Origin of the sequence: Methylobacterium sp. J-088 (assembly GCF_022829295.1) — a bacterium.
GTDB lineage: Bacteria > Pseudomonadota > Alphaproteobacteria > Rhizobiales > Beijerinckiaceae > Methylobacterium.
This window is the reverse complement of the sequence record NZ_JAKSYH010000281.1, coordinates 1-23,493: the sequence shown is the minus strand read 5'-3', so window position 1 is coordinate 23,493 and position 23,493 is coordinate 1. Positions and strand designations below refer to the sequence as shown.

Sequence of the window (23,493 nt, the reverse complement as noted above, 5' to 3'; positions counted from 1 at the left end):
GATGACCTTCCCCGCGCGCGCTAATTCGCCACTGCAGCGACCAGGGCGACCAGCGCGGCGATCTCGGCGACCTGCTGGCAGGCGCCGATCACGTCTCCGGTCTGGCCGCCGATTTTTTTGCGCGCCAGGGCCGTCAAGCTCAAAACCGTGAGGCCAGCGCACATCATCATCAGCGCCACCCCGCCGAACGGCAGGCCGAGGAGGCACGCGGCGAGCGCCAGCGCCAGACCGAGGCTGAGGGCGGTGGCGAGGCTCGCCCGGCTCGGGCGTCCGACCGAAGCGGAGAGACCGCCCGGACGCGCCGGCGCCAGCAGCACCATCGGCGCCAGGGCGGCGACCCGCGACAGGGCAGCGGCCAGGATCAGGGCGGTGGCGGCGGCATAGCCGGTGCGATCGAGCAGCGTCGCCAGGGCGCCGATGCGCAGGGCGAGTGACAGGACCAGGGCCGCCCCGCCATAGGCGCCGATCCGGCTGTCGCGCATGATCTCCAGGCGGCGCTCCCGGGTGGCGCCGCCGCCGAAGCCGTCGGCGACATCGGCGAGCCCGTCCTCGTGCAGCGCGCCGGTCGCCACCACCAGGGTCGCCACCGCAAGGGTGGCGGCCAGGAACGGCCCGAGCCCGATCCACCAGGCACCCGCCAGAACGACCGCGGCCGGCAGAGCGAGGACGAGGCCGGCGAGCGGCAGCATCCGGGGCAGGGTGGTGAAGTCGGGGCTGCGATGCGGATCCGGCTCGCCGGACAGTTGCGGCACCGGCAAACGCGAGTAGAAGCGCAAGCATCCGGCGAGGTCGTAGAGGGCGCCGCGCCCGGGCCAGTCGGCCTCACCGCCGGTCTGCCTGTCCATCGCGGTCACTCGCATCCGCCCGCCGCCCCGCTCGTCTGGCGCGCGCGGGTCCAGTATACGCGGCCGGAACCGGCTCCGTCCCCCCGTCCGCGGGCACCCACAGGAAATCATCGGCCCATGCCCGATCCAGGCCCGTTCGACGACATCCGCAACCTGCTCAAGGCCATGCCCGGCCCAGACCGGGAAGCGCAGGACGCGGTGGCCGCCCGGGACGCGACTTTGACCAAGCCCGCGGGCTCCCTCGGTCGGTTGGAACACCTCGTGGCGTGGCTGGCAGCGTGGCAGGGTAAGGCGCCGCCGAGCTTCGACCGGCCGCTGGTCTGCGTCTTCGCCGGCAGCCACGGGGTGACCCGCCGGGGGGTTTCGGCCTTCCCGGACGCGGTCAACCGCCAGATGCTCGACAATTTCGCCGCCGGGGGTGCGGCCATCAACCAGATCTGCGCGGCCTACGGGCTCGGCTTCAAGGTGTTCGACCTCGCCCTCGACATGCCGACCGGCGACATCACCGAAGGACCGGCCCTCGACGAGCGCGCAACGGTCGCCACCATGGCGTTCGGCATGGAGGCGGTGGCCGCCGGCACCGATTGCCTCGGCGTCGGCGAGATGGGCATCGGCAACACCACCGTGGCGGCGGCCCTCTACGCCGCCCTGTTCGGCGGCGATCCCGCCCATTGGGTCGGGCACGGCACGGGCGTGGATCACGACGGCCTCAGCCGCAAGGTCGCGGCTGTCGAGGCAGCGCTCGCGCACCATGCCGGCCATCTCGACGACCCGCTCCAGGTGCTGGCGCGGCTCGGCGGCCGGGAGATCGCCGCCATGGCGGGGGCGATCCTGGCGGCCCGGCTACAGCGGATCCCGGTGGTGATCGACGGCTACGTGGCCACCGCTGCGGCGGCCGTGCTGCACGCCGCCGACGCAAGCGCCCTCGACCATTGTCTGGCCGGCCACGTCTCCGCGGAGGGCGTCCACGCGGAGGTGCTGGAGCGGCTGGGCCTCGTGCCGCTTCTGGCGCTCGGCATGCGGCTCGGGGAGGCGTCCGGTGCTGGCATGGCGATGGGCCTGCTCAAGGGCGCGCTCGCCTGCCACACCGGCATGGCGACCTTCGCGCAGGCGGGGGTGTCCGGGAAAGAGGCGGCGTCCGCAGACTGACGCGTCGGGGTTTCACCCCGACACCCCACCAAAGGGACACGTCCCTTTGGAATCCCGCGATTGGAGCGCTCTCCGCCGAAGTGGATACCGGTTCGGCGCAAGAGTGCGCGTTAAAACAAGAGCTAGCCGGTCTTCTCGATGTTCCAGAAGAACTGGACCGGGGCCATGACCATGCCCTTGAGCTTCGTGCTGATCGCCATCGGCTGCTGCACGAGCCCCGCCGGAGCGTAGGGCACGACCGCGAAGGCCCGCTCCTCGATCTGCGCGGCCAGCGCTTTCTGCTGCGCCTCGTCGCTGGTGGCGATCCACGCGCTGCGCAGGCTCTCCAGGGTCGGATCGTCCGGCCAGCCGAACCAAGCGGCCTGGCCGTTGGCCCGGATCAGCGGATGCAGGGCCGGGTTCAGCACGTCGGCGCCCGACCAGAGCGTGTGGAACAGCGACCAGCCCCCGGCCTCGACCGGCCCGCGGTTGCCGCGGCGGGCGATGAAGCTGCCCCAGTCGGTCGAGACCAGATCGACGTTCATCCCGAGCTGCTTGAGCAGGTCCTGGGTCACCAGCGACTGGTTGTAGGCGATCGGCTGGTCGGCCGGGGCCAGCAGCACGACCGTCTCGCCCTTATAGCCGGCCTTGGCCAGCATCGCCTTGGCCTGGGCGACGTCCGCCTGCATGGCGGCCACCCCGCCGGCCCCGGTCGACATCGGCGAACCCGGGGTGAAGAAGGTCTTGGCCTCCCGGTAATAGTCCGGGTCGCCGACCACCGCCTGCATGTAGTCGTCCTGCTGCATGGCCATCATCACGGCCCGGCGGATCTCGGGATTGTTGAACGGCGGCTGCGTGTGGTTGAACCGCATCAGCAGGATCAGCCCGAGCGGGACGTTGCGGATCTCGATCCCCGGCTTGCCCTTGAGGATCGGGATCAGGTCGATCGCCGGCTGCTCATACCAGTCGACTGCCCCCTGGAGCATCGCGCCGACCGCCGCCGAGGCTTCCGTGATGGCGAGCCACTCGATCCGATCGACCTTCGCGATCTTGCCGCCGGCCGCCCAGGAGGGTGCCTCCTCCCGAGGCCGGTAACCGGCGTGGCGGGTGTAGATCGCGTTCTGGCCCGGGATCCATTCCCGCGCCTCGAAGCGCCAGGGCCCGGAGCCCATGGCGTCGGCGATCGGCTTGGAGGCATCCTGCAGGGCGATGCGCTCCGGCATGATGAACGGCACGTTGGACGACAGCTTGCCCAAAGCTGCCGGGAGCAGGGGGAAGGGTTTCTTCAGGTTGATGGTGAAGGTCCGCGCGTCCTCCTGGCCGTACCCCTCCACGAAGCCCGCCAGGGTCTGCCCGAAGGCATCCCGCTTGGACCAGCGCGCGATGGAGGCGATGCAGTCCTTCGCCTCGACGGGAGACCCGTCGTGGAAGCTGAGGCCGTCCCGGAGATGGAAGGTCCAGCGCAGGCCGTCGGGCGCGGTCTGCCACGCACTGACCATCTGGGGCTGGATCCGGAAGTTCTCGTCTGTGGCGAACAACGTATCGTAGACGAGGTAGCCGTGGTTGCGGATGACGTAGCTCGTGGCGACGATCGGATCGAGGGAGGGCAGGGGCGTCGAGGGGATGAAGCGCAGCACGCCGCCACCGGACTGGGCCCGGGCGCGGGACGGGCGGCCGAGACCGGCGGCGAGCGCCGAGGCGGTGCCCGCCAGAAGCTGGCGGCGGTGAAGCGTCATCGCGGTCGACCCCTCTTGTCATCGGGCGCCCATGCCCGCAATATTTTATACAATTTCAAGTGTTGGACCCGCCGTCAAGGGTCCCATGGAGCCCCGAGCCTGATGGGAGCCAGACGATGAAGAACCGGACCATGGCGGGTTCGATCGGGTCCGAGATTCGGCGGCGCATCCTCGACGGGCGCTATCCGGCCGGGTCGCAATTGCGCCAGGACGGGTTGGCCGCGGAGTTCGGCGCCAGCCGGATCCCTGTCCGCGAGGCGCTGTTCCAGCTCGAAGCCGAGGGTCTGGTGCGGATCCACCCGCATCGAGGCGCGACGGTCGCGCCACTCTCGTCCGCGGACGCAGCTGAAGCTCTGGAACTGCGCGCGGCTCTTGAGCCGCGCCTCCTCACTCTGTCCGCGCCGCTGTTGACCGAGGCGGATTTCGATCAGGCGGATAAGCTCTTGGAGGATTACGCTGCGGCCTTGAGCGACGGGGCCACGGCGCGTTGGGGGACGCTCAACACGGAGTTGCACCTCCTGCTGTACAGCCGGGCGAACCGCCCCCGTGCGCTCGGCCTCGTCGGCTCCCTGCTGTCGGAATGCGACCGCTACACCCGCCTGCAGCTCTCGACCGATGCGGCGGAGCTGGAGCGGGCAGACCGGGAGCACCGTGAAATGGTCCGGCTCTGCCGGAACGGTCATGTCTCGGCCGCCTGCGCCCTGCTGATCGACCATATCGGCCACGTCGCCACCGCGTTGCTGGCCTTTCTCGGCGAGCCCTCCGGCGAAACCAGAACGCCCGCTATGCCGCAGGTGATTGTATAAAATCTTTATCCGAATCGGCGGTCCCCGCCGCGAAGGGCCCCGCCGCCCGGCGTGCCCCTGCCACGACGCTGAACCCTTCTTGGACCGGATCGGTCGCTCGATTTCGAGGCCCTGGCCCGGAAGGGGGAAGGCGCGGCGGCAGCGATGTCGATGGTCGTCTCTTGCGCCTCGATGAGCGACCGACCGCTTCTGACCGTTCGATCCAGCAGCCCGCCCCGTTCGACGGGCGCGGGTTCTGCAACACGGGCCAGCGCCAACCGCCTTTGCGTGGAACGGCCCGTCGGCGTTATGGCGGGTGCGCGATCGTCCTCAGCCCGCGAACCCTGCCCATGAAGATCACCCAGGCCTTCACCTTCGAGGCGGCCCACCGGCTGCCGAACGTGCCCGAGACCCACCGCTGCCACCGGATGCACGGGCATTCCTACCGGGTCGAATTGACGGTGGCCGGCCCCGTCGATCTGCACACCGGCTGGGTGATCGACTTCTACGACATTGAAAGCATCTTCGCCCCCCTGCTCGCCCGCCTCGACCACCATTGCCTCAACGAGATCGAGGGGCTGGAAAACCCGACCGCCGAGAACATCGCGGCCTGGATCTGGCATCGGCTGCGGCCGGATCTGCCGGGGCTCGCCCGCGTGCGGGTGGCTGAAACCCCGATGTCGTGGGCCGAGTACGATGGCGACTGATATCCCGGGCGATCGCTCAGCGCTGGTGCTGTTCTCGGGCGGCCAGGATTCGGCCACCTGCCTCGCCTGGGCGCTCGACCGGTTCGACCATGTCGAGACCCTGGGCTTCGATTACGGTCAGCGCCACCGGGTCGAGCTCGACCGGCGCGCGGCCCTGCGGGCCGGCACGACGCGGATCAACCCGGCCTGGGCGCCGCGGCTCGGCGAAGACCACACCCTCGCCCTTGAGGCCCTCGGGCAGGTGTCCGAGACGGCGCTCACCCGGGAAGCCGCGATCGGCTACGAGGCCTCGGGCCTGCCCAACACCTTCGTGCCGGGGCGCAACATCGTGTTCCTGACCTTCGCGGCGGCGCTCGCCTACCGGCGGGGCCTGCGCCACGTGGTCGGCGGCATGTGCGAGACCGACTATTCCGGCTATCCCGATTGCCGGGACGACACAATCAAGGCCTTGCAGGTGGCGCTGAACCTCGGCATGGAGCGCCGGTTCGTGCTGCACACGCCACTGATGTGGCTCGACAAGGCGCAAACCTGGGGCCTCGCCGAGACGCTCGGCGGACGCGCGCTGGTCGACCTGATCGTCGAGGAAAGCCACACCTGCTACCTCGGCGAGCGCGGGCAGCGGCACCCCTGGGGCTACGGCTGCGGCACCTGCCCGGCCTGCCGCCTGCGGGCGGATGGGTATGCGCGGTTCAGCGCGAAGGCAGATTAGCGGCCTCGCTCGATCGTCGCTGCCCACTGGTATCGCGCGGGCGCGGCAAGCTTCTCGCCTCGACGTCCGCCGGCACCTGCACTCCTTGAGAGAGATCGGCCAGAAGGGCTTTCAACCCGCTCCAACGGCGACGCCAAACGGAGTATCAACGGCCTGCTCCAAAGCCCCAACCCGTTGATCGGTCGATTTTTATACATTTCAATAAAGCTTTGCGTCGGCATTCCGACAGATGGTTATTCGATACCCAGGCCGCAGTCGGCGACAGCGTTTGGCCGTCATCAATATAACTGGTATCGTATACTCAACCGACTCTATGTATAATACCATACTTAGAGGCGATAAATCGGTAAATCTCTTAATAAGAACCTCATCAACCGATCGCTGCACGCCGCGCCCATGCAATCCCTGTTTTCGACGGAAGGTCTCCATCCGAGCACCGGCTTCAAACTGTGGCGCGAACTCCTGGGCGAGCGGCTCGTCCCCATCGAAGTCGAACGTCTCCATGCGGATGGCCCCTTCCGAGGCAAGCTCGACATCGCCGAAGTCGGCCCCCTCCATATCTCGCGCCTGACGCAGAGCGCGCTGCGGTGTGAGACGACGCCCACGGCAGCCCGGCGCCACGACAGGGCCGGCATGATCGTGGTGCTGTTCAAGGTGGCGGGCATGTCGACCAGTGTTCAGGACGGCCGCGAGGCGGTGCAGCGCCCCGGGGATATGGTCGTGCTCGACCATCGGCCCTCCGTGCTGACGACCCATGAGGATAGCCAGGCCCTGTTTCTCGAGCTGCCCCGTGAACGTCTGGAGCGCGTGCTCGGCTCGACACGCCTCTATACGGGACTGTCCCTCAGCGCGGATCTCGCGTCCACCCAATTGACCACGTGCTTCATCCACGAGCTGATCCGCGTGCGTCGCCAGCTGACACCCGATGCGGCGGAGCGCATGGCGGCGATCGGCGTCGATCTGATCGTGGCCAGTCTCGCCGAGCGGATGGCGCAGAACGTACCCCGGCCGATCCACGGCAGCGTCGTGGTCCAGCGCGCCAAAGCCTATGTCGAGGCCAATCTTCAGGACACCGCCCTGGACCCCCCACACCTCGCCGCCGCGGTGGGCGTTTCGCTGCGCCGGTTGCAGGAGCTGTTCCACGAACGCGGCCAGCACATTTCCAACTGGATCTGGGAACGCCGCTTGGCCGTCGCCGCCACGCGCTTGGCCGATCCGGCCTGCGTTCACCTGCCGATCGGCACGCTCGCATACGGATGCGGCTTCATCAGCCAGTCCCACTTCGCGCGTCGCTTCAAGCACCACCACGGCATGAGCCCGCGCGAATACCGGTATGCCGCAATCCTAAACGGTCGCGAATACAGGGCTGCTGTCGCTTCGCACCGTGTTTCCTAAGCCGCCTGTCTGCGAACGGCCGGCCAACATCTCCCGCCGACTGGCCGGAGCGGGTGATGAGCGGGCCATCGCACCCCGCCCCCCCAATCACCGTCATCGGTAAACCGAAAACGTTCGGCCCCGTGCGTTGGCCGGGAGGGGGGCTATCGCCTACAGCGTCATGCCCTGAGCCCGTCGACCAGCACCGCCAGCGTCCCCCGAAACGCATCGGGGCTCGCGAACAGGCGTTCCATCAGGAGCGCTCCCTCTAAGGTGGCGATGACGAAGCGGGCCAGCGCCGCCGGATCCGTGCCCGCGCGGACGGTGCCGTCCGCCTGACCCGCGCGTAATATTTCCTCCAGCCACACGAGGTGGCCCGCGAAGAAGGCCGCGATGTCTCGGCGCAGGCGCTCGGGCAGCGCTTCACCCTCGATCGCCAGCGCCGCGCACAGGCAGCCGAGCCCCTGCTCGACGCCGCCGAGATAGAGCCGGCCATAGGCCTCGATCCGGCCCGGCCCGTCCGGCGCATCGGCGCGGATCGCCGCCAGGGCGGCGGCGTAGCGAGCCGCGTAGGCCGCCACCAGGGCGGCGCCGAGATCCACCTTGCTGGGGAAATGGTGGTGGATGCTGGCCTTGCGGATGCCCACCGCCTCCGCGAGGTCGGCATAGCTGAACCCGGCATAGCCACGTCCCCGGACCAGGGCCTCGGCCTGGATCAGCAATTCGGCGCGGGTGTCTCTCATCACGGCCTCGTCCGGGGCAGGGATCACACGAACGTGCGGCCGGCACCCGTCCCGCTCCTTCTGTGCCACTTGACGGAACGGAAATCTACCTACCTAATGGTAGACAAGAACAACAGGAGGATGCGGCATGACGGCTTCCGCCGTCCAACCGGGGGCGCTCGCGGGCGGCCGTGCCCTGTCGCGGCGGGGCACCCTGTTCGGCGGCCTGTGCCTGTGCTGCCTGCCGACTCTGGGCCGCGCCGCCGAATCGTTCACGCTGGAGGAGGTCGGCCCCGGCATCTTCGTCCGCAAGGGCCTGATCGCCGACGCCAGCCCCGAGAATGCCGACGCCATCGCCAATATCGGCTTCCTGATCGGCAAGACCGGCGTGCTGGTGACGGAATCCGGCGGCAGCCTCGCGGATGGCCAGTGGCTGCGCGCCGAGATCGCCAAGCGCACCCCAAAACCCGTCACCCACGTGGTGCTGACCCATGTCCATCCGGATCACGTGTTCGGGGCCGGGGCCTTCGTGGCGGACAAGCCCGTGTTCATCGGCCACGCCAAGCTCACCGAAGCGCTCTCCGCCCGGGGGGAGTTCTACCGCAGCCGCCTGATCGACCTGCTCGGCGAGGACCGCACCGGGCCTGTGGTCTATCCGACGATGAGCGTCGCCGACACCGCGGAGGTCGATCTCGGCGACCGGCGCCTGACCTTCACGGCGCACGGGCCGGCCCACACCACCTCGGACCTGTCGATGATCGATTCCGGCAGCGGCCTGCTGTTTCCCGCCGACCTGCTGTTCGTGAACCGGATCCCGTCCCTCGACGGCAGCCTGAAGGGCTGGCTCACGGAGATCGAGCGCCTGAAGGCCATGGGTCCCGCCCGCGCCGTGCCGGGCCACGGGCCGGTGGCGGTGGACCTCGCCCCGGCGCTGGCCGACCTCACCGGCTACCTGACGGCGCTGCGCGACGGCACCCGCGCTGCGATCGCCAAAGATGTGCCGATCGACAAGGCGGTGGACAGCGTCGCCCGGGACCAGCGGGACAAATGGGCCCTGTTCGACACCTATAACGGTCGCAACGTCACCGTGGCCTACCAGGAACTCGAGTGGGAATAGGTTTTCGCGACCACCATATCTGATCACATCGGGAGGCACGCCATGACGTTCAGAATCGGAAAGACGGTTTCAAGCTTCGCCCTCGGCCTCGCTCTGGCCACGACGGCGCTCACCCCCGTCGCGTGGGCCGCGGGCGCCTCCGACACCGAGCAGGAGCGCACGGCCCGCTGGCAGGAGATCGCCAAGTCGATCTTCGGCGACCGGCAGATCGCCCAGACCGACAGTCTGGTGAAGATCGAGGCGCCGGCCCGGGCGCTCGACGCCGCCCTGGTGCCGATCACGCTGACCATGCCCAAGGACGGGCAGATCAAGGCGGTCTCGCTGATCATCGACGACAACCCGGCGCCCTACGCGGCCCACTTCGAGTTCGGCCCGGCCGCCGATCCGGCCGAGTTGAAGCTGCGCGTGCGGGTCAACAATTACACCGACATGCACGCTGTGGTGGAGACGCACGACGGCAAGCTCTACGAGGCCAAGCAGTTCGTGAAGGCGTCGGGCGGTTGTTCGGCCCCGATGGGCATGAGCGACGAGGAGGCCATGAAGGGCATGGGCGACATGCGCATGAAGTTTGCCGAAACCCAGCCCGGCAAGCCAGTCGAGGCGACGCTGATGGTGCGTCACCCGAACTTCTCCGGCATGCAGATGAACCAAGTGACCCGCGAGTACACGCCGGCGCGCTACATCGACAAGCTGACCGTCTCGGCCGGCGACCAGACGATCTTCACCCTGACGGGCGACATCTCGATCTCGTCCAATCCGGTGATCAACTTTGCGTTCAAGCCGGACGGGAAGCCGATCCAAGTCGCGGCCTCCGACAACCAGGGCGGACGCTGGCAGCACAGCTTCAATCCGCCGAGCCCCACGAACTGAGCGATGCGGGACATGCGCCTGATCGTCCGGGTCGCGGCGTCCTGCGCGGCGCTCCTGTGCCTCGCGGCCGCCCCGGCGGAATCTCCGGTCGCCGTGCCCGAGCCGGACGGGCTTTATGCCGGGCCGCCGAAGGGCTACACGCCGCCGACCCTGAAGGGCGCCACCGTGATCGACGCTGATGGCCTCACCACTCTGATGGCGGGGCCAAACAAGCCGGCGCTGATCGATGTGGCAGCCCCGGACCGCAAACCGTCGAACTTTCCAGCCGGACGGCTCTGGCTGCCGGTGCATCCCTCGATCCCCGGGGCGGTCTGGATGCCGGAGGCGGGTGCCGAGCCCCTGGCCCCCGAGCGGGAAGCGTTGTTTTATAGGCGGGTCGCGGAGCTGACTGGCGGCGACACAGCCAAGCCGGTCGTGGTGTTCTGCCATGTCGAGTGCTGGGGCAGCTGGAACGCCGGCAAGCGCCTCGTGCTGAAGGGATATACAGGCGTGCGCTGGTTCCCCGAGGGCGTCGAGGGCTGGCAGGACAAGAACGAGACGGCGAGCCTGCACGTCGATCCGGCATGGAAGGCGGGGGCCGAGCCGCAGGCGGGGCGCTGACCGGCGGCGGCTCCCGGTGTAAGAGGGTTTTCGTGCCTCATCGACGCGCATGCCCTCTCCCCTCTGCGGGGGGAGGGAGAGACGCGCCGCCGAAAGGGATATGAACCATGTCGCAGGTCGTGCAGTCCCGCCGGCTCCGGGCGATCGATATCGGCAAGCGCAAGGCCGAGGGGCGCAAAATCATCGCGCTCACCGCCTACCACGCCCACACGGCCGGCATCGTCGATCCCTATTGCGATTTCATCCTCGTGGGCGATTCCCTCGGCATGGTCATGCACGGGATGGAATCGACCATTCCCGTCACCCTGGAGATGATGATCCTTCAGGCGCAGGCGGTGATCCGCGGCACCGAGAAGGCGCTGGTGGTGGTCGACATGCCGTTCGGCTCCTACGAGGCGAGCAAGGAGCAGGCCTTCCTCAGCGCCGCCCGGGTGCTCAAGGAGAGCGGCGCCGGCGCGATCAAGCTGGAGGGCGGCGCTCATTTCGCCGAGACGGTGGCGTTCCTGGTCCAGCGCGGCGTGCCGGTGATGGGCCATATCGGCTTGACCCCGCAGGCCGTGAACACGATGGGCGGCTTCAAGGTCCAGGGACGGGCGCCCGACGACGAGCGCCGCTTGCTGGAGGATGCCCGGGCGATCTCCGAGGCCGGCGCCTTCGCGATCGTACTGGAGGGCATCGTCGAGCCGGTGGCGCGGGCGATCGCGACCTCGCCGCGGGTGTCGGCGGCCACGATCGGCATCGGCGCCTCGGCTGTCTGCGACGGTCAGATCCTCGTGCTGGAGGACATGCTCGGCCTCTCCGAGCGCACACCGAAATTCGTGCGCCAGTTCGGGAGCCTGCGGAGCCACATCGAGGAGGCCGTGAAGGCCTACGCGGAGGAAGTGCGGGCCGGGCGCTTCCCGGCGGCGGACCACACCTACGGGTAGGCTCGCCCTCAGCCCGGCGGCAGCGGCCGCGCCGGATTGCCGACGACAGTAACGCCCGCCGGCACATCACGGGTAACGACGGCGCCCGCGCCGATGATGGCATCGTCGCCGACCGTGACGCCAGGCAGGATCAGTGCGCCGCCGCCGATCCAGACATTCGCCCCAATCATGATGGGCCGGCCAGATTCTAGGCCCGCCCGCCTCAGTTCCGGATCGCGCGGATGGTCGGCGGTGAGGAACTGCACACCGGGGCCAACCTGGGTGAGATCGCCGATGGAGACCGGGGCGACGTCCAGGATCACGCAGTTGAAGTTGAGGAACACCCCGTCGCCGACCGAAATGTGCTGCCCGTAATCGCAGAAGAACGGCGGGCGGATCACCGCGCCCTCGCCGACGTGGCCGAGGAGTTCGCGCAGGAGGACGCGGCGCTCGTCGGGGGAGGCCGCCAGGGTGGCGTTGTAGCGGACCATCCAGGCGCGAGCGCGCCGCGCGTCGGTGGCGAGTTCCGGGTCGCCCGGTCTGTAGGGCTCGCCGGACAGCATTTTCTGCTTTTCGGTCTTGGTCGTCATGTGGGCTCTCCTGCGGTGCCCGGCGGCGGCCGCCGATCCTCCGCTTGAATGATGGCCACGGCCTGATGAAGGCCACGGCAATATGCGGCGCCCATAGCAGTGCCGTTAGGACCTACGGCTGATGATCATACGGAAATTCCGTATGATCCCACTCAATGACGGCCGACAGGTTTGATCCCGCCCAGGATGCGACCAATCGCAGGAAGCACCAGCTGTCCCTGGTGTTTGGTGACCAGATCTTTGAGGACGGCCATCATCTGCTCATCCCCTCCATTCGGGAGATCGACGGAGAGGAAAGGTTCAAGGCGGTCGGGCTGGTGGCGGGAAACTGTTCACTGGTGTGTTCGTCTGGCGGGCGGACCAGCCCCGTTTCATCTCGGTGAGAAGGAGCAACACGGGTGAAGAACGAGTCTATCGCGCTGCCGGCTGACCCGGCCGATGCCGAGGATTTCGACGCGACGGACGAAGCGGTGGCCCGCGGCCAGCGCGCACGCCTGATCCGCAGGACGCGGACCGGGCTCGGCCTGTCGCAGTCCGAGTTCGCCAGCCGCTTCCGGGTTCCGATTGGTACGCTGCGCGACTGGGAGCAGGCGCGGACCGCCGCGCCGGATGTCGCCATTGCCTACGTGCGGGTGATCGAGCAGCATCCCGATATGGTGGCGAAAGCGGTCGGCTGAAGGACAAGCATCTACGGGGCGCCTCCGCCTGCGGCCACAGGTATGAGGCTCTCTCACCCCACCCGCCGCAAGGGCAGCCGCAACCCCGGCGCTGGGCGCTCCAGCAGCACCTCCCGCCGGAACCGCACCAGCCGCGCCGGCCGCCCGGCGGCGCCGCTGGTGACGCTCTCGGTCTCTTCCACTAGCCCCTGCTGCGCCACGAGCCGGCGAAAATTCTGCTTGTGCAGCTGCGTGCCCGAGAGCGCCTCCACGGTGCGCTGAAGCTGGAGCAGAGTGAATTCCGGCGGCATCAGCTCGAACACCACCGGGCGGTACTTGATCTTGCCGCGCAGCCGCCCGATCGCGGTAGCCAGAACCCGCCGGTGGTCGAACGCCATAGGCACGCCGGTCGGGTCGTTCGGAAGCGCCGGGCCGGTATTGCCGCCGGCCTCCGGGATCAGCCTGGCCTCGAACAGCAATTCGTAGCGCTCCAGCACGCGCTCCTCGTTCCAGGTGCCGCCGTTCATGCCGAAGGTCAGGCCCAGGCGGTCGAAGCGGCGGGTGCGGGTGGCGCAATCCGCGGGCTCGGCCGCCCAGGCCGCGAGCCGCGCCTCGATCGCGTCGAGTTGGTACGGGCGCCCCTGACGGAAATCCTCGTAGGGCAGGTAGCGGTACCAGTTCTGCCACGCGGCCTCGGCGAGGCCAGCCGGCCGCTCCTCACGGACGAGCGCTAGATAGGCCACCGACAGCGAATGCACCCCCGACTGCTCCGAGGCCCCCGAGCGGTCGCGGTCACCGAAGGTATAGAGCTGCTCCACATAGCCGAGGCGCTGATGCGTCTGCCGCTCCACCCAGGCGCGCAGGCCGCGCTCTAGGGTTGCGTGCTCCGGGACCAGCGGTCCGGCTGGCAGGCCGTCGCCGCGGCCCTGCGCCTGATCGGGCACGCGGATCGTCAGCGCGCGCGGCTCTCCCCCGGTCGCGGCGACGATCACCGCAACGAGGCCCACGGAAGAGCGCTCCGGCAGGGCCTGCGCCCCGCGCGCACCCGTCTGCGCCGCGGCAACCGTCATTGTCCCTCGACCACCCGTCCTATCGAATGCGCTCTCAAGCCGAACGTTTCCGCGGACACCAGCGCTCGCATCGGCGGAGCGCGTCCCGGCGGATCCCGCCTATAGGGGGACAGGATCACCGCGCGTCAACGCCGCCGCATGACGCTCGAGGAGCGCAGGGCCATGGCGGACGCTTCCAATAAGGCGCTTCACGGCGCGCTTGCCAAGGCGACCGCGTCTGACCAAACAGAACCCTTCTGAAGGGGTCGGCCCCGAGCCGACGGGGACGGAGGCCAGGCGAGACCGATGCCAGCCAGCGCGAACGCTGCACAGACCGGGGGCAAGGCGGTCGACCTGCGGCTCTACGGCCTCCTCGATGTCGGCGTACTCGGCGGCGACAGCAACCGTCTCGCGCGGCTCGGTGCCGAGGCGGTCGCGGGGGGCTGCACGCTGTTGCAGTACCGTGAGAAGGACATCCCCAATGCCCGCGCCGCCCTGGCGCGGATCCGGGCGATCCGCGAGGCGGTGGGTGGGCAGGTGCCTGTGCTCGTCAACGATCGCGTCGACCTCGCCCTCGCAGCGGGGGCGGAGGGCGTGCATCTCGGCCAAAGCGACCTCCACCCGGCCGATGCCCGGCGGCTCCTGGGGCTGGGCGCGATCATTGGCCTCACCGTGAAGACCACGGCGCAGGCCGATGAACTGTACCGGCTGCCCGTGGACTACGCCTGCATCGGCGGCGTTTTCGCCACCACCAGCAAGGACAATCCCGACCCACCGGTCGGCCTCGACGGCTTCGCCAGCATCGCCTTCCGGGCTCGGCTCGCCCGAGGCGCGGGCCTGCCGCTTGGCGCCATCGCGGGGATCGGCCCGGAGAACGCCGCCGCCGTGGTCGCCGCGGGGGCGGATGGGGTCGCGGTGATCACCGCCCTGTTCGGCGCGGAGCCGGTGCGCCAGCGGGCCCAAGACCTGCGCACACGGATCGACACCGCCCTGACGGAGCGCGCGGCGCGATGAGCGACCCCACCCCAATCGCCGTGACTATCGCGGGCTCGGATTCAGGCGGGGGCGCCGGCATCCAGGCCGACCTCAAGACCTTCTCGGCGCTTGGCGTCTACGGGGCCAGCGTGATCACGGCGCTGACTGCGCAGAACACGCGGGGCGTTCAAGGCATCCACGACGTGCCGGCGGAGTTCGTCGCTCGACAGATCGACAGCGTCTTCTCCGACCTCGCGGTGCGCGCCGTGAAGATCGGCATGCTGTCACGGACCGACGTGATCGTGGCCGTGGCCGAGGGCCTCGCGCGGCATGCCGGGGCAATCCCCGTCGTCCTCGACCCCGTGATGGTCGCCACGAGCGGCGACCGGCTGATCGCCGACGACGCCGTGGCGACTCTCCGGGACCGGCTGCTGGCGCAGGCCGACCTGATCACCCCCAACCTGCCGGAGGCCGCGGTGCTGCTCGGCGAGTCCGTGGCCGAGGATCCGGCAACCGCCGCTGCCCAGGCCCGGCGACTCCTGGCGCTCGGCGCCCGGGCGGTTCTGATCAAGGGCGGACACGGGACGGGGCGCGACAGCATCGACCATCTGGTCACGGCGGACGGCACCCTTCAGACCCTGGTGGCGCCGCGGATCGCCACCGCCAACACCCACGGTACCGGCTGCACCCTCTCGTCGGCCATCGCTGCGGGTCTGGCCCGCGGCCTTGCGCTGCCGGCCGCGGTGGCGGAGGCCAAGACCTATCTTACGGCAGCCCTCGGCGCCGCGGACCAGCTCCAGGTCGGCACGGGCCACGGGCCGGTCCACCATTTTCACGGCCTCTGGGCGTAGCTCGAAGAGCCGGCGCGATCTCCATCGCCTTGCAACCGGGCGACGATTGCGTTTGAAGAAGCGCACGATCGTTCGGATAATGGAACGGCGCGGGCGGGCCGGTGACAATGCAGGATCAGGCGGAACGGCCAGACCGGGCGCGCGGGCGCGACCTGCTGACGGGCGCGCAGGTGCTTTCCGGGCAACTCGGCAAGACCATCCAGCGGCTGCGCAAGGCTTACAACCTCTCGCTGTCGGAACTCGCCGAGCAGTCGGGTGTGGCCAAGTCGATCATCAGCCAGATCGAGCGCAACGAGACCAACCCGACGCTGGCGACCATCTGGCGGCTCTCCCAGGCGCTCGACGTGTCGATCGAGCGCGTCCTGGCGACGGGCGACGAGGAGCCGTTCATCGAGAAGACCTCCCGGGCGGATACGCCGATCCTGGTCTCCGAGGATGGGAAGGTGCGGCTGGCGATCATCGGCTGGCTGAAGACGATCGAGTGGCTGCAATGGTACGAGGTCTCAGCCGATTCCGGTGGCGTCCTCGACTCGGACCCGCACCAGCGCGGCTCGGTAGAATCGCTGTCGGTCGGCGAAGGGGCGTTCGAGGTCGAGATCGGCGGCATCGTGCAACGGGCTCGGGCCGGCGAGACCCTGCGCTACCGCTGCGATCGCCCCCACCTCGTGCGCTGCACCGAGGGTCCGGCCCGGGCCACAATGGTGGTGATCCTGAAGGCCGCCGTGATGGAGTGAGGTGCGCTCAGCGCCCCGTATTCACCCACCGCACCACGTCGGCCAGCACAGTGGTGAGCGCCTGATCCAGGGCGCGCGCGCCGTTGCCGGCGTCGATCTTGGCCACCGGCACCCGGGCCACGAAGATCCGCGCGGCGGTCACCTTCCCGGTGCCGTCAGCCACCAGCTTGAGCGCTAGGTCGACCACCGCCTCACCGGTCACCGACTGGACGTCGAAGGCGCGGATCTCGCTGACCAGCTGGTAATCGGCCACGATCTTGTCGCCGGGCCGGCTCACCGAGCGCAGCCGCCCGGAATTCTCGAGGCTCTGGATGATCCGGGACTGGATCAGCCGCGGCAGTCGATCGGCCCATTGCCCACCGCCCAGGAAGGCGAGTGACCCACCGCTCTCGCGCACGATGATCCGGTCCGCCTCAAAGGGCTGGATGCCCACCGGCTCCGACACCGCGATCGAACGGCCGGCCGCCACCGGCCGCCCGGCCGCAGGCAGGGCCGCGAGATCGAAGGTCAGCGGCGCCGCGCCGCCGCCGCAGCCACCCAGCAGGGCGGCAAGCAGCGCAGTAGCGGCGATATGGGACGAGCGGACCATACACATGACCTGAGGAACCCCGCCGACGAACGGCGGAGTTGTATAAGCTATGCCGTTAAAACTACCCGGCGCTGGTATCTGTGCCGTGCGCCGGGACACATCGACCCGGCGGGCGGCGTTTTCACCGGCCGCCGTTGTATTCCGGCAACGATGGTTTGCCGCCGAAGATCACCTGGCTCGGGTCGCGCTCCAGGCTGCGCACGGTGCGGTTGAGGGTGCTGAGCGTGCGCTGGCCGTCCCCCGACAGGGCCTCGACCTCCCGGCGGCCGGTGCCGCTCAGGCGGCCAAAATTGGTCGTGATGCTGGCCGTGCGCTTGTCGAGATTCTCCGACATGACCCGGAAGGCCTTGCCGGCGTCGCGCACCGAGATCGCCGCCGCGCGGATCTCGGCGAAGGTGCTGGAGCCCTCCTGGCCGGAAGCCGAGCCGAGGAAGCCCTGGGCGCCGTTGAGGACCGCGTCGATCTTGTCGGCCGAGGCGTTGAGCTTGGCGGCGAGCGAGCGGGCATCGTGCACGGCGCCCTCGATGTCGGGGCTCGATTTGGACAGGGCCGCGGAGAAGCGGTCGGCATTGTCGATCACGTGGCCGAGCTTCGCTCCGTCCACCGCCTTGACCAGCGCCGAGATGTTCGGACCGGCATCGGCCAGCGTCTTCGAGAAGGTATCGACGTTGGCGAGCGACCGGCTGATCGCTCCCTCGTTGGCCGAGACGACCCGGTCGAGGCGGGCCAGCATGTCGTCAGCTCGCTGCGCCACCTGGCGGGCGAGCGCCATCATGTCCTGCATGTCGGAGGAATCGGCGAAGATGGTCGGCGGCTCGCCATTGGCCATCGGGGTCAGCACCGGCGCGTCGGCGTTGCCGCCGGAGAGCGAGATCACCGAGACGCCCGTCAGCATCGCCGAATCGAGCCGGGCGCGGGTATCGGCCCGAAGCGGGGTCGAGGGGTCGACCTTGATCTGGGCCAGCACCCGGCGCGGATCCTGCGGGGCGAGGCGGATGTCGGTGACCTCGCCGACCTTGATGCCGTTGAAGTTCACGCTCGATCCGCGCGAAAGGCCTCCGACCGAGCCGGAGAAGACGATCCGCACCGTCTGGCTGACCTGCCGGGACGAGCCGCCGGAGAGCCACAGCACGGTGCCGAACCCCGCCAGGATGACGGCGATGGTGAAGGCCCCGATCAGGGCGTAGTTCGCGCGGGTTTCCATGCGCTCAGCCTGTGTGTCTGCCCGGCGGGGATCCTGCCGGGCGTCTGGCCCCGGCTCCCGAGCGGGAGCGGGGCGGGATTGGGTCGGGACGACGCTTAGGCATGGGCCGCAGCGCCACCCGTCGCGATGGTCCGGGCGCGCTTGCCGTGGAAGTACGAGCGCAGCCAGGGATGGTCGCTCGCCAGCATCTCCTCGATCGTGCCGGCCGCGATGATCTGGCCGTCACCGATCGCCGCGATGCGGTCGCAGGCGGTGTAGAGGCTGTCGAGGTCGTGGGTGACCATGAAGACGGTCAGCCCCAGCGTCTCCTTCAAGGTCGAGACGAGGTCGTCGAACTCGCCCGCGCCGATCGGGTCGAGGCCCGAGGTCGGCTCGTCGAGGAACAGGATCTCGGGATCGAGCGCCAGGGAGCGGGCGAGCGCCGCGCGCTTGATCATGCCGCCAGACAGTTCCGAGGGCAGCTTGTCGGCGGCGTCGGGTTGCAGGCCGACCATCTCGATCTTGAGCCGGGCGAACTCGTCGAGCAGGCGCTCGGACAGGTTCAGGTGCTCGCGCATCGGCACCTGGATGTTCTGCTTGACGGTGAGCGCCGAGAACAGCGCGCCCTGCTGGAACAGCACGCCCCAGCGCTGCTCCATGCGGCGCCGCTCGGCGTAGCTCAATTGATCGACGTCACGGCCGAACACCTCGATCGTGCCCGCCCGCTTCGGATTGAGACCGAGGATCGTCCGGGTCAGCACCGACTTGCCCTGGCCCGATGGCCCGACGAATCCCAGGATCTCACCGGCCCGGATGTCGAGGCTCAGGCCTTTGAGGATGTTGCGGTCGCGGAAGCCGACCACGACGTCGCGCACGCGGATGATCGGGGCGGGATCCGCTTCGGCGTGCACGTTCATGGCGGGGGCGATCACCGGGCGGGGCTCAAAAATCGATCGCGGCGAAGAAGACCGCGAACAGGCCATCCAAGAGGATGACCATGAAGATGGACTTCACCACCGATGCGGTGACGTGGCGGCCGAGGGATTCCGCCGAGCCCTCCACGGCGAACCCCTCGATCGTAGCGAGCACCCCGATGATCAGCGCCATGAACGGCGCCTTGATCAGGCCGACCATCACGTGGTGGACGCCCACCGCCGCCTGGAGCCGGGCGAGGAACTGATCGAGGGTCAGCCCGCCATACAGCATAGCGGTGATGCCGCCGCCGGCGAGCGCCGCGATGTCGCCGATCAGCGTCAGCATCGGCAGGCCGATCATCAGGGCGAGCACCCGGGGCACGATCAGGATCTCGACGGGGTCGAGGCCCATGACGCGCAAAGCATCGACCTCCTCGCGCATGCGCATGGAGCCGATCTCGGCGGTGATCGCCGAGCCGGAGCGGCCGGCCACCATGATCGAGGTGAGCAGCACGCCCATCTCGCGCAGGATCAGCAGGCCGATCAGGTTGACCACGAAGGTCTGGGCGCCGAAGCGCTGGAGCTGGAAGATCCCCTGCTGGGCGACGATGCCGCCGACCAGGAACGAAATCAGCACGATGATCGGCGTGCCGTTCAGCGCCACCTGCTGGATCTGGTTGATCAGGGCGTTGCCCCGGAAGGTCCCGGGCCGCAGGGCAACGCGGCCGCAGGCGGCGATCAGCTCGCCCAGGAAGGCAAGGGCGGTGACGAATTCCTGCCCGCCGCGCACGGTCTGGCGGCCGGTGGCGTCAAGGGCGCCGACGATCGGGCCATGCCGCCGCGGCGCCGGCGGCTCGGGCTCGCGCAGGCGGACCTCGCCGAGCAGGGTGCGGTGCTCCGGCCGGACAGCGAGATAGGCGAAGGTGCCGCCCGCCTGCTCGATCTCCGCGCGGGTGCGCTCCAGCACCCAGGCGCCGAGCGTGTCGAGGCGCTCGATCCCGGATAGGTCGAGCGCTACGGGGCCCGCCCGGCCGGAGGCCGCGATGCGCGCGGCCGCGGCCTCGACGGCGGGTGCCTGGTCGGCGGTCCAGCGACCGTCGAGCTGCAGCCGGCCGTCCTCCGGCCGGTCCCGCACCGATGCACCCGCCGGGGTGGCGGGAACAGTGCCCTGACTCAGCAAGACCCTCTCTCCTCGATCGCAGCGCCACCCTGCCGGGCGGTTATGTCGACATTACGGTTGACGATTCGTGTCGGTCCTCACCCCTGCCGGATGGCGGGACGCGAGGGCCAGCCCGAGGCCGGCAGCGGCGAGCGGCGCCATCAGCAGGAAGGCGAGGGGGCCGCCGGCCCGATAGGCGAAGCCGCTTACCAGGGTGGCGACCACGGCGATGCTGGCATTGACCGCGCTGAGCGTGCCCTGCGCCCGGCCCCGCGCCCCGTCCGGGGCATAGGCCGAGACCGCCGCCATGGCGCCGAGCTGCGTCGCCCCGAAGGTCAACCCGTGCAGGCATTGCAGCGGCACGAGGGCGGCGAGACGGTCGCCGATCAGGAACATGCCGACCGCCCGCAGGATCGCGGCGGCAGCGCCGAGGCTCAGGAGCCGCACCGGGCTGCGCCACGCGGCCGGCAGGGTGGGCATGGCGGCGAACAGCACGATCTCCGAGAGCACGCCGACCGCCCAGAGCGACCCGACCCAGGCGGCCGGGATGCCCGCGCTGGTCCAGTAGATGCTGCCGAACCCGTAGATCGCCCCGTGGCTCGCCTGGATCGCCGCGGCCGCGCCGATGCAGAGCCAGAGGCTCGCAGGCAGCTTCGGCCGGCCGGCCCCGGCTTCGGAGTGCGGCAACCCCGTCACCGAGCGGCTGCGCCAAGCCACCACAGCGGCCCCCAGCGCGAGGCCGGTCAGCAGCAGCGGCACCGCGAGCTTTCCGCCGAGCGCCGAGAGAAGGAACCCGCCCGCGAGATTGGCGAGCAGGAAGGCGATGGAGCCCGCCATCCGGATCCGGGAATAGGCGAGGCGGCTGTCCCGGCGCACGGCCGCCAGGGTCAGGTAGTCGATGCATGGCACCAGGGGTGAGCCCGCCACCGCGTTCAGCACGATCAATACGGCGAGCAGCGGCCAGCCGATCCCGGCGGCCCCCGGCATCAGCGCATAGGTGAGGCTGAGCACGAGGCTGCCGGCGAGGATCATCCGGCGTGGCCCGAGCCCCCGGTCGAGCAGGCTCATCAGCGGCGCGGTCGCGGCGATCCGGGTGGCGATCGGCAGGGCGAGCAGCACCCCGATCACCGCGGCATCGAGCCCCAGGGCGTCGAGCCAGAGCGGCATGAACGGCATCGCGATGCCGATCTCGGTGAAGACCACGGCGTAGAGCAGCGACAGGCGCGCCGGGCCGGACGGGCGGGGCAAGGTGAGGCTCGGGGCGGGGGCTTCGGGGCGCGTGCGGACGAAGCCCGCGGCGGGCGCCCCGTAAGCGCCCGTTAAACGGATCCTGTCAAATTCCGCATTGCCGCGTGCGCCGAGCCCGCGTTCAGGGAAACCCATGTCCGGTCCCGCAACACCGAGCCCGAACGCGCTGGCCGAGTACGAGGCCATCGAAGCGACCATCTCGGACACCGAGCGCGGGCGCTGGTTCCTGGCCGAACACACCCGCCGCAACCGCGGCGCCGAGACCGAGATGCTGCTTGGGGCGATCGCCCGCCTGGAGCGGACCGTCACCGCGGATCGCGGCCACGAGGCGTTCGGACACCTGCGCGGCAACCTCGTCGACATGGCCGACACGATCAGCCGGACCAAGGCCGAGATCGCCGCGATCAGCGCCGCCAACCACGAGCAGACGCACTTGGTCCAGGCGTCGCTGGCGCTGGACGGCATCGTGCGCGAGACCGAGCGGGCGACCTCCGACATCCTCGGTTCCGCCGAGGCGATCCAGGAGGCGGCCTGGACCCTGCGCGAGGCGGGCTCCGACGCGGCGGCCTGCGACGCCCTCGACCATCACGCGACCGCGATCTACACCGCCTGCTCGTTCCAGGACCTCACCGCGCAGCGCACCGCCCGGATCGTCTACACCTTGCGCTACCTCGAAGATCGCCTGTCGGCGATGATCGCGATCTGGGGCGAGGAGGCCGAGCCGGTCCCGCCGCTGACCGAAGCCGGCCCCCCGGAGATCGGCGCGTCCGATCTCTGCCAGAGCGACATCGACCGCTATATCGGCATGGATGTCCCGGCCGTCACGGCCGCCGCCCTGGTGGCCCGTCCGGGAAGCCTGCCGCTGCACGAGGATCTGGTGTTCCTGCCGGTCGCCGGCGAGCCCGAGCCCGAGGAGTTTGTCTCCGAGGACGCGGTCTCCGAGAGCCCGGAAGACGAAAGCGCCGTGGCCGAGAGCGCCTCGGACGACGAGCCGGCCGGCGACGCGAACGCGTTCGACTGGTCCGGGTTCGCCGCGGACGCCCCCGATCCGGACGGGGGTCAGGCCCAGCAGGGCGAACCGGAAACGGTCCTGAGCCTCGCCGAGATCGATGCGCTGCCGCCGGAGGAGCGGCTGGCGCTGTTCGCCTGAGCGACCCGCCCCGGGATCGCCCCGGACATCCGTCGGCGGATCACGAATCTGCGAAGCCGCATCCCCCTTCCGCGCCGCATGCCCTATCAGGGGCGCCCCGCCGAGACCTCCGAGACCGCCCGCCCGTGGCCCTGCACCTGATCAAGCTCTGCGTCGGCCCCGCCTCGATCGCCGACCTCGAGGCGCGGCAGGCGCGCTACCGGGCCGAGGCGCAGCGGGACGGGCGGCCTGCCGCGCCGGTCCACGTCACCCGGACCCTGCCGAAGCGCCACCGCGAGATCACCGGCCAGGGCTCGATCTACTGGGTGATCCGCGGGACCCTGTCCTGCCGGCAGGCGATCACCGCCATCGAACCACTCACGGGCGAGGACGGCATTCCGCGCTGCCGGCTGGTGTTCGACCCGCGCCTCGTTCCGGTCGCCCCGCGGCCGTACCGCCCGTTCCAGGGCTGGCGCTATCTCACGGCCGGCGACGCGCCGGCCGATCTCGGCGCGGCGGCCTCGGGCGACCTCGCCGAAATGCCCGAGGCCCTGCGGCGGGAACTGGTCGGCCTCGGGCTGCTGTGACGGGGCGGGGCAGGGTTCTGTGTGGGTGCCTGACACGCCTCATCGTCCCCACCCGCCATTGGCGCCGGGGGCATGGCCCAAGAAGCAACACGAGGGACGCGGGACGCCGCGGGAACCCAGGTCTCGGCCAAGTACGCGCGGGATCCGATCCCCGCGGCGACCGCGGCATCGACCGGGCATGGTCCCCGGCCGGTGCCGTCTTTCTCGTCGCGGCGCCTTGTCGGCGTCCCGGTCCTGCCACCCCCCGTTCGCGGTCTGCGGCCGGGTGCACGCCACCCCGGCACCAGCCACGGCGCCGTGCCCTTCCAGCCGTCCCCCCCCCCGTTGTGGG

General features: G+C 69.8%; 26 protein-coding genes. 16 read left to right on the top strand and 10 right to left on the bottom strand.

Annotated elements, in window-relative coordinates; genetic code table 11:
* Positions 1–20: 20 nt before the first annotated feature.
* Positions 21–845, bottom strand: coding sequence for an adenosylcobinamide-GDP ribazoletransferase (cobS, locus tag MKK63_RS31470; protein WP_244008383.1), 825 nt, complete (start codon positions 843–845; stop codon positions 21–23).
* Positions 846–962: 117 nt separating this feature from the next.
* Between cobS and cobT the strand changes: the two genes are divergently transcribed.
* Positions 963–1,994, top strand: a complete 1,032-nt coding sequence (cobT, locus tag MKK63_RS31465) for a nicotinate-nucleotide--dimethylbenzimidazole phosphoribosyltransferase (protein WP_244008382.1) — start codon at positions 963–965, stop codon at positions 1,992–1,994.
* Positions 1,995–2,116: 122 nt separating this feature from the next.
* On the opposite strand, the gene MKK63_RS31460 is transcribed toward cobT, so the two are convergent.
* Positions 2,117–3,709, bottom strand: coding sequence for an ABC transporter substrate-binding protein (locus MKK63_RS31460; protein WP_244008381.1), 1,593 nt, complete (start codon positions 3,707–3,709; stop codon positions 2,117–2,119).
* Positions 3,710–3,825: 116 nt separating this feature from the next.
* On the opposite strand from MKK63_RS31460, the gene MKK63_RS31455 reads away from it, so the two are divergent.
* From MKK63_RS31455 to MKK63_RS31435, 4 genes are all read left to right on the top strand, one after another.
* The gene (locus tag MKK63_RS31455) at positions 3,826–4,515 is read left to right on the top strand and encodes a GntR family transcriptional regulator (protein WP_244008380.1); all 690 of its coding nucleotides are present in this window, start codon (positions 3,826–3,828) and stop codon (positions 4,513–4,515) included.
* A gap of 329 nt (positions 4,516–4,844) precedes the next feature.
* Complete coding sequence (gene queD, locus MKK63_RS31445) at positions 4,845–5,201, top strand: 6-carboxytetrahydropterin synthase QueD (RefSeq protein WP_244008379.1); 357 nt, start codon at positions 4,845–4,847, stop codon at positions 5,199–5,201.
* Positions 5,191–5,910, top strand: coding sequence for a 7-cyano-7-deazaguanine synthase QueC (queC, locus tag MKK63_RS31440; protein ID WP_244008378.1), 720 nt, complete (start codon positions 5,191–5,193; stop codon positions 5,908–5,910). The genes queD and queC overlap by 11 nt, the downstream gene beginning before the upstream one ends.
* A 396-nt stretch (positions 5,911–6,306) precedes the next feature.
* Positions 6,307–7,305 (top strand): helix-turn-helix domain-containing protein, encoded by a 999-nt coding sequence (locus tag MKK63_RS31435; RefSeq protein ID WP_244008377.1) that lies wholly within the window; start codon positions 6,307–6,309, stop codon positions 7,303–7,305.
* Positions 7,306–7,463: 158 nt separating this feature from the next.
* Here MKK63_RS31435 and MKK63_RS31430 read toward each other — a convergent pair whose 3' ends face one another.
* Positions 7,464–8,027 (bottom strand): TetR/AcrR family transcriptional regulator, encoded by a 564-nt coding sequence (locus MKK63_RS31430; RefSeq protein WP_244008376.1) that lies wholly within the window; start codon positions 8,025–8,027, stop codon positions 7,464–7,466.
* A 127-nt stretch (positions 8,028–8,154) separates the two neighbouring features.
* Here MKK63_RS31430 and MKK63_RS31425 point away from each other — a divergent pair, with 127 nt between their 5' ends.
* The 4 genes from MKK63_RS31425 (at position 8,155) to panB (ending at position 11,519) form a co-directional block, all read left to right on the top strand.
* Positions 8,155–9,123: a quinoprotein relay system zinc metallohydrolase 2 gene (locus MKK63_RS31425; RefSeq protein WP_244008375.1), complete on the top strand. Its 969-nt coding sequence runs from the start codon at positions 8,155–8,157 to the stop codon at positions 9,121–9,123.
* 42 nt (positions 9,124–9,165) lie between these two features.
* On the top strand, positions 9,166–9,993 hold the full coding sequence (locus MKK63_RS31420; protein ID WP_244008374.1) for a quinoprotein dehydrogenase-associated SoxYZ-like carrier: 828 nt from the start codon (positions 9,166–9,168) through the stop codon (positions 9,991–9,993).
* 12 nt (positions 9,994–10,005) lie between these two features.
* Positions 10,006–10,593 carry a rhodanese-like domain-containing protein gene (locus MKK63_RS31415; protein ID WP_244008373.1) on the top strand — a complete coding sequence of 196 codons (588 nt, stop codon included), beginning with the start codon at positions 10,006–10,008 and terminating at the stop codon, positions 10,591–10,593.
* Between the two features lie 107 nt (positions 10,594–10,700).
* Entirely contained in the window at positions 10,701–11,519 is an 819-nt protein-coding gene (gene panB / locus MKK63_RS31410; RefSeq protein WP_244008372.1) for a 3-methyl-2-oxobutanoate hydroxymethyltransferase, read from the top strand.
* An 8-nt stretch (positions 11,520–11,527) separates the two neighbouring features.
* On the opposite strand, the gene MKK63_RS31405 is transcribed toward panB, so the two are convergent.
* Complete coding sequence (locus MKK63_RS31405; RefSeq protein ID WP_244008371.1) at positions 11,528–12,088, bottom strand: sugar O-acetyltransferase; 561 nt, start codon at positions 12,086–12,088, stop codon at positions 11,528–11,530.
* 221 nt (positions 12,089–12,309) lie between these two features.
* Here MKK63_RS31405 and MKK63_RS31400 point away from each other — a divergent pair, with 221 nt between their 5' ends.
* On the top strand, positions 12,310–12,471 hold the full coding sequence (locus tag MKK63_RS31400; RefSeq protein ID WP_244008403.1) for a hypothetical protein: 162 nt from the start codon (positions 12,310–12,312) through the stop codon (positions 12,469–12,471).
* Positions 12,472–12,486: 15 nt separating this feature from the next.
* The gene (locus MKK63_RS31395; protein WP_244008370.1) at positions 12,487–12,765 is read left to right on the top strand and encodes a helix-turn-helix domain-containing protein; all 279 of its coding nucleotides are present in this window, start codon (positions 12,487–12,489) and stop codon (positions 12,763–12,765) included.
* A 53-nt stretch (positions 12,766–12,818) separates the two neighbouring features.
* Here MKK63_RS31395 and MKK63_RS31390 read toward each other — a convergent pair whose 3' ends face one another.
* The gene (locus MKK63_RS31390; protein WP_244008369.1) at positions 12,819–13,814 is read right to left on the bottom strand and encodes an NUDIX hydrolase; all 996 of its coding nucleotides are present in this window, start codon (positions 13,812–13,814) and stop codon (positions 12,819–12,821) included.
* Positions 13,815–14,099: 285 nt separating this feature from the next.
* Between MKK63_RS31390 and thiE the strand changes: the two genes are divergently transcribed.
* From thiE to MKK63_RS31375, 3 genes are all read left to right on the top strand, one after another.
* Positions 14,100–14,807 carry a thiamine phosphate synthase gene (thiE, locus tag MKK63_RS31385; protein WP_244008368.1) on the top strand — a complete coding sequence of 236 codons (708 nt, stop codon included), beginning with the start codon at positions 14,100–14,102 and terminating at the stop codon, positions 14,805–14,807.
* Positions 14,804–15,619 (top strand): bifunctional hydroxymethylpyrimidine kinase/phosphomethylpyrimidine kinase, encoded by an 816-nt coding sequence (gene thiD / locus MKK63_RS31380; protein ID WP_244008367.1) that lies wholly within the window; start codon positions 14,804–14,806, stop codon positions 15,617–15,619. Before thiE ends, thiD begins: the two co-directional genes overlap by 4 nt.
* Before the next feature lie 107 nt (positions 15,620–15,726).
* Positions 15,727–16,353, top strand: a complete 627-nt coding sequence (locus tag MKK63_RS31375; protein ID WP_244008402.1) for a helix-turn-helix domain-containing protein — start codon at positions 15,727–15,729, stop codon at positions 16,351–16,353.
* Positions 16,354–16,360: 7 nt separating this feature from the next.
* Here the strand turns inward: MKK63_RS31375 and MKK63_RS31370 are convergent, their stop codons facing one another.
* The 5 genes from MKK63_RS31370 to MKK63_RS31350 form a co-directional block, all read right to left on the bottom strand.
* A complete protein-coding gene (locus MKK63_RS31370; protein WP_244008366.1) occupies positions 16,361–16,942 on the bottom strand; it encodes an ABC-type transport auxiliary lipoprotein family protein in 582 nt (193 codons plus the stop codon).
* Positions 16,943–17,063: 121 nt separating this feature from the next.
* Complete coding sequence (locus MKK63_RS31365; RefSeq protein WP_244008365.1) at positions 17,064–18,146, bottom strand: MlaD family protein; 1,083 nt, start codon at positions 18,144–18,146, stop codon at positions 17,064–17,066.
* Positions 18,147–18,241: 95 nt separating this feature from the next.
* The gene (locus tag MKK63_RS31360) at positions 18,242–19,042 is read right to left on the bottom strand and encodes an ABC transporter ATP-binding protein (RefSeq protein ID WP_244008364.1); all 801 of its coding nucleotides are present in this window, start codon (positions 19,040–19,042) and stop codon (positions 18,242–18,244) included.
* Between the two features lie 25 nt (positions 19,043–19,067).
* Positions 19,068–20,219 carry an ABC transporter permease gene (locus tag MKK63_RS31355; protein WP_409564583.1) on the bottom strand — a complete coding sequence of 384 codons (1,152 nt, stop codon included), beginning with the start codon at positions 20,217–20,219 and terminating at the stop codon, positions 19,068–19,070.
* A 51-nt stretch (positions 20,220–20,270) separates the two neighbouring features.
* On the bottom strand, positions 20,271–21,446 hold the full coding sequence (locus MKK63_RS31350; RefSeq protein ID WP_244008400.1) for an MFS transporter: 1,176 nt from the start codon (positions 21,444–21,446) through the stop codon (positions 20,271–20,273).
* A gap of 133 nt (positions 21,447–21,579) precedes the next feature.
* On the opposite strand from MKK63_RS31350, the gene MKK63_RS31345 reads away from it, so the two are divergent.
* Together MKK63_RS31345 and MKK63_RS31340 are read left to right on the top strand one after the other, a co-directional pair.
* Positions 21,580–22,596, top strand: a complete 1,017-nt coding sequence (locus MKK63_RS31345) for a hypothetical protein (RefSeq protein WP_244008363.1) — start codon at positions 21,580–21,582, stop codon at positions 22,594–22,596.
* A gap of 125 nt (positions 22,597–22,721) precedes the next feature.
* The gene (locus MKK63_RS31340) at positions 22,722–23,162 is read left to right on the top strand and encodes a DUF1489 family protein (RefSeq protein ID WP_244008362.1); all 441 of its coding nucleotides are present in this window, start codon (positions 22,722–22,724) and stop codon (positions 23,160–23,162) included.
* Positions 23,163–23,493: the final 331 nt, after the last annotated feature.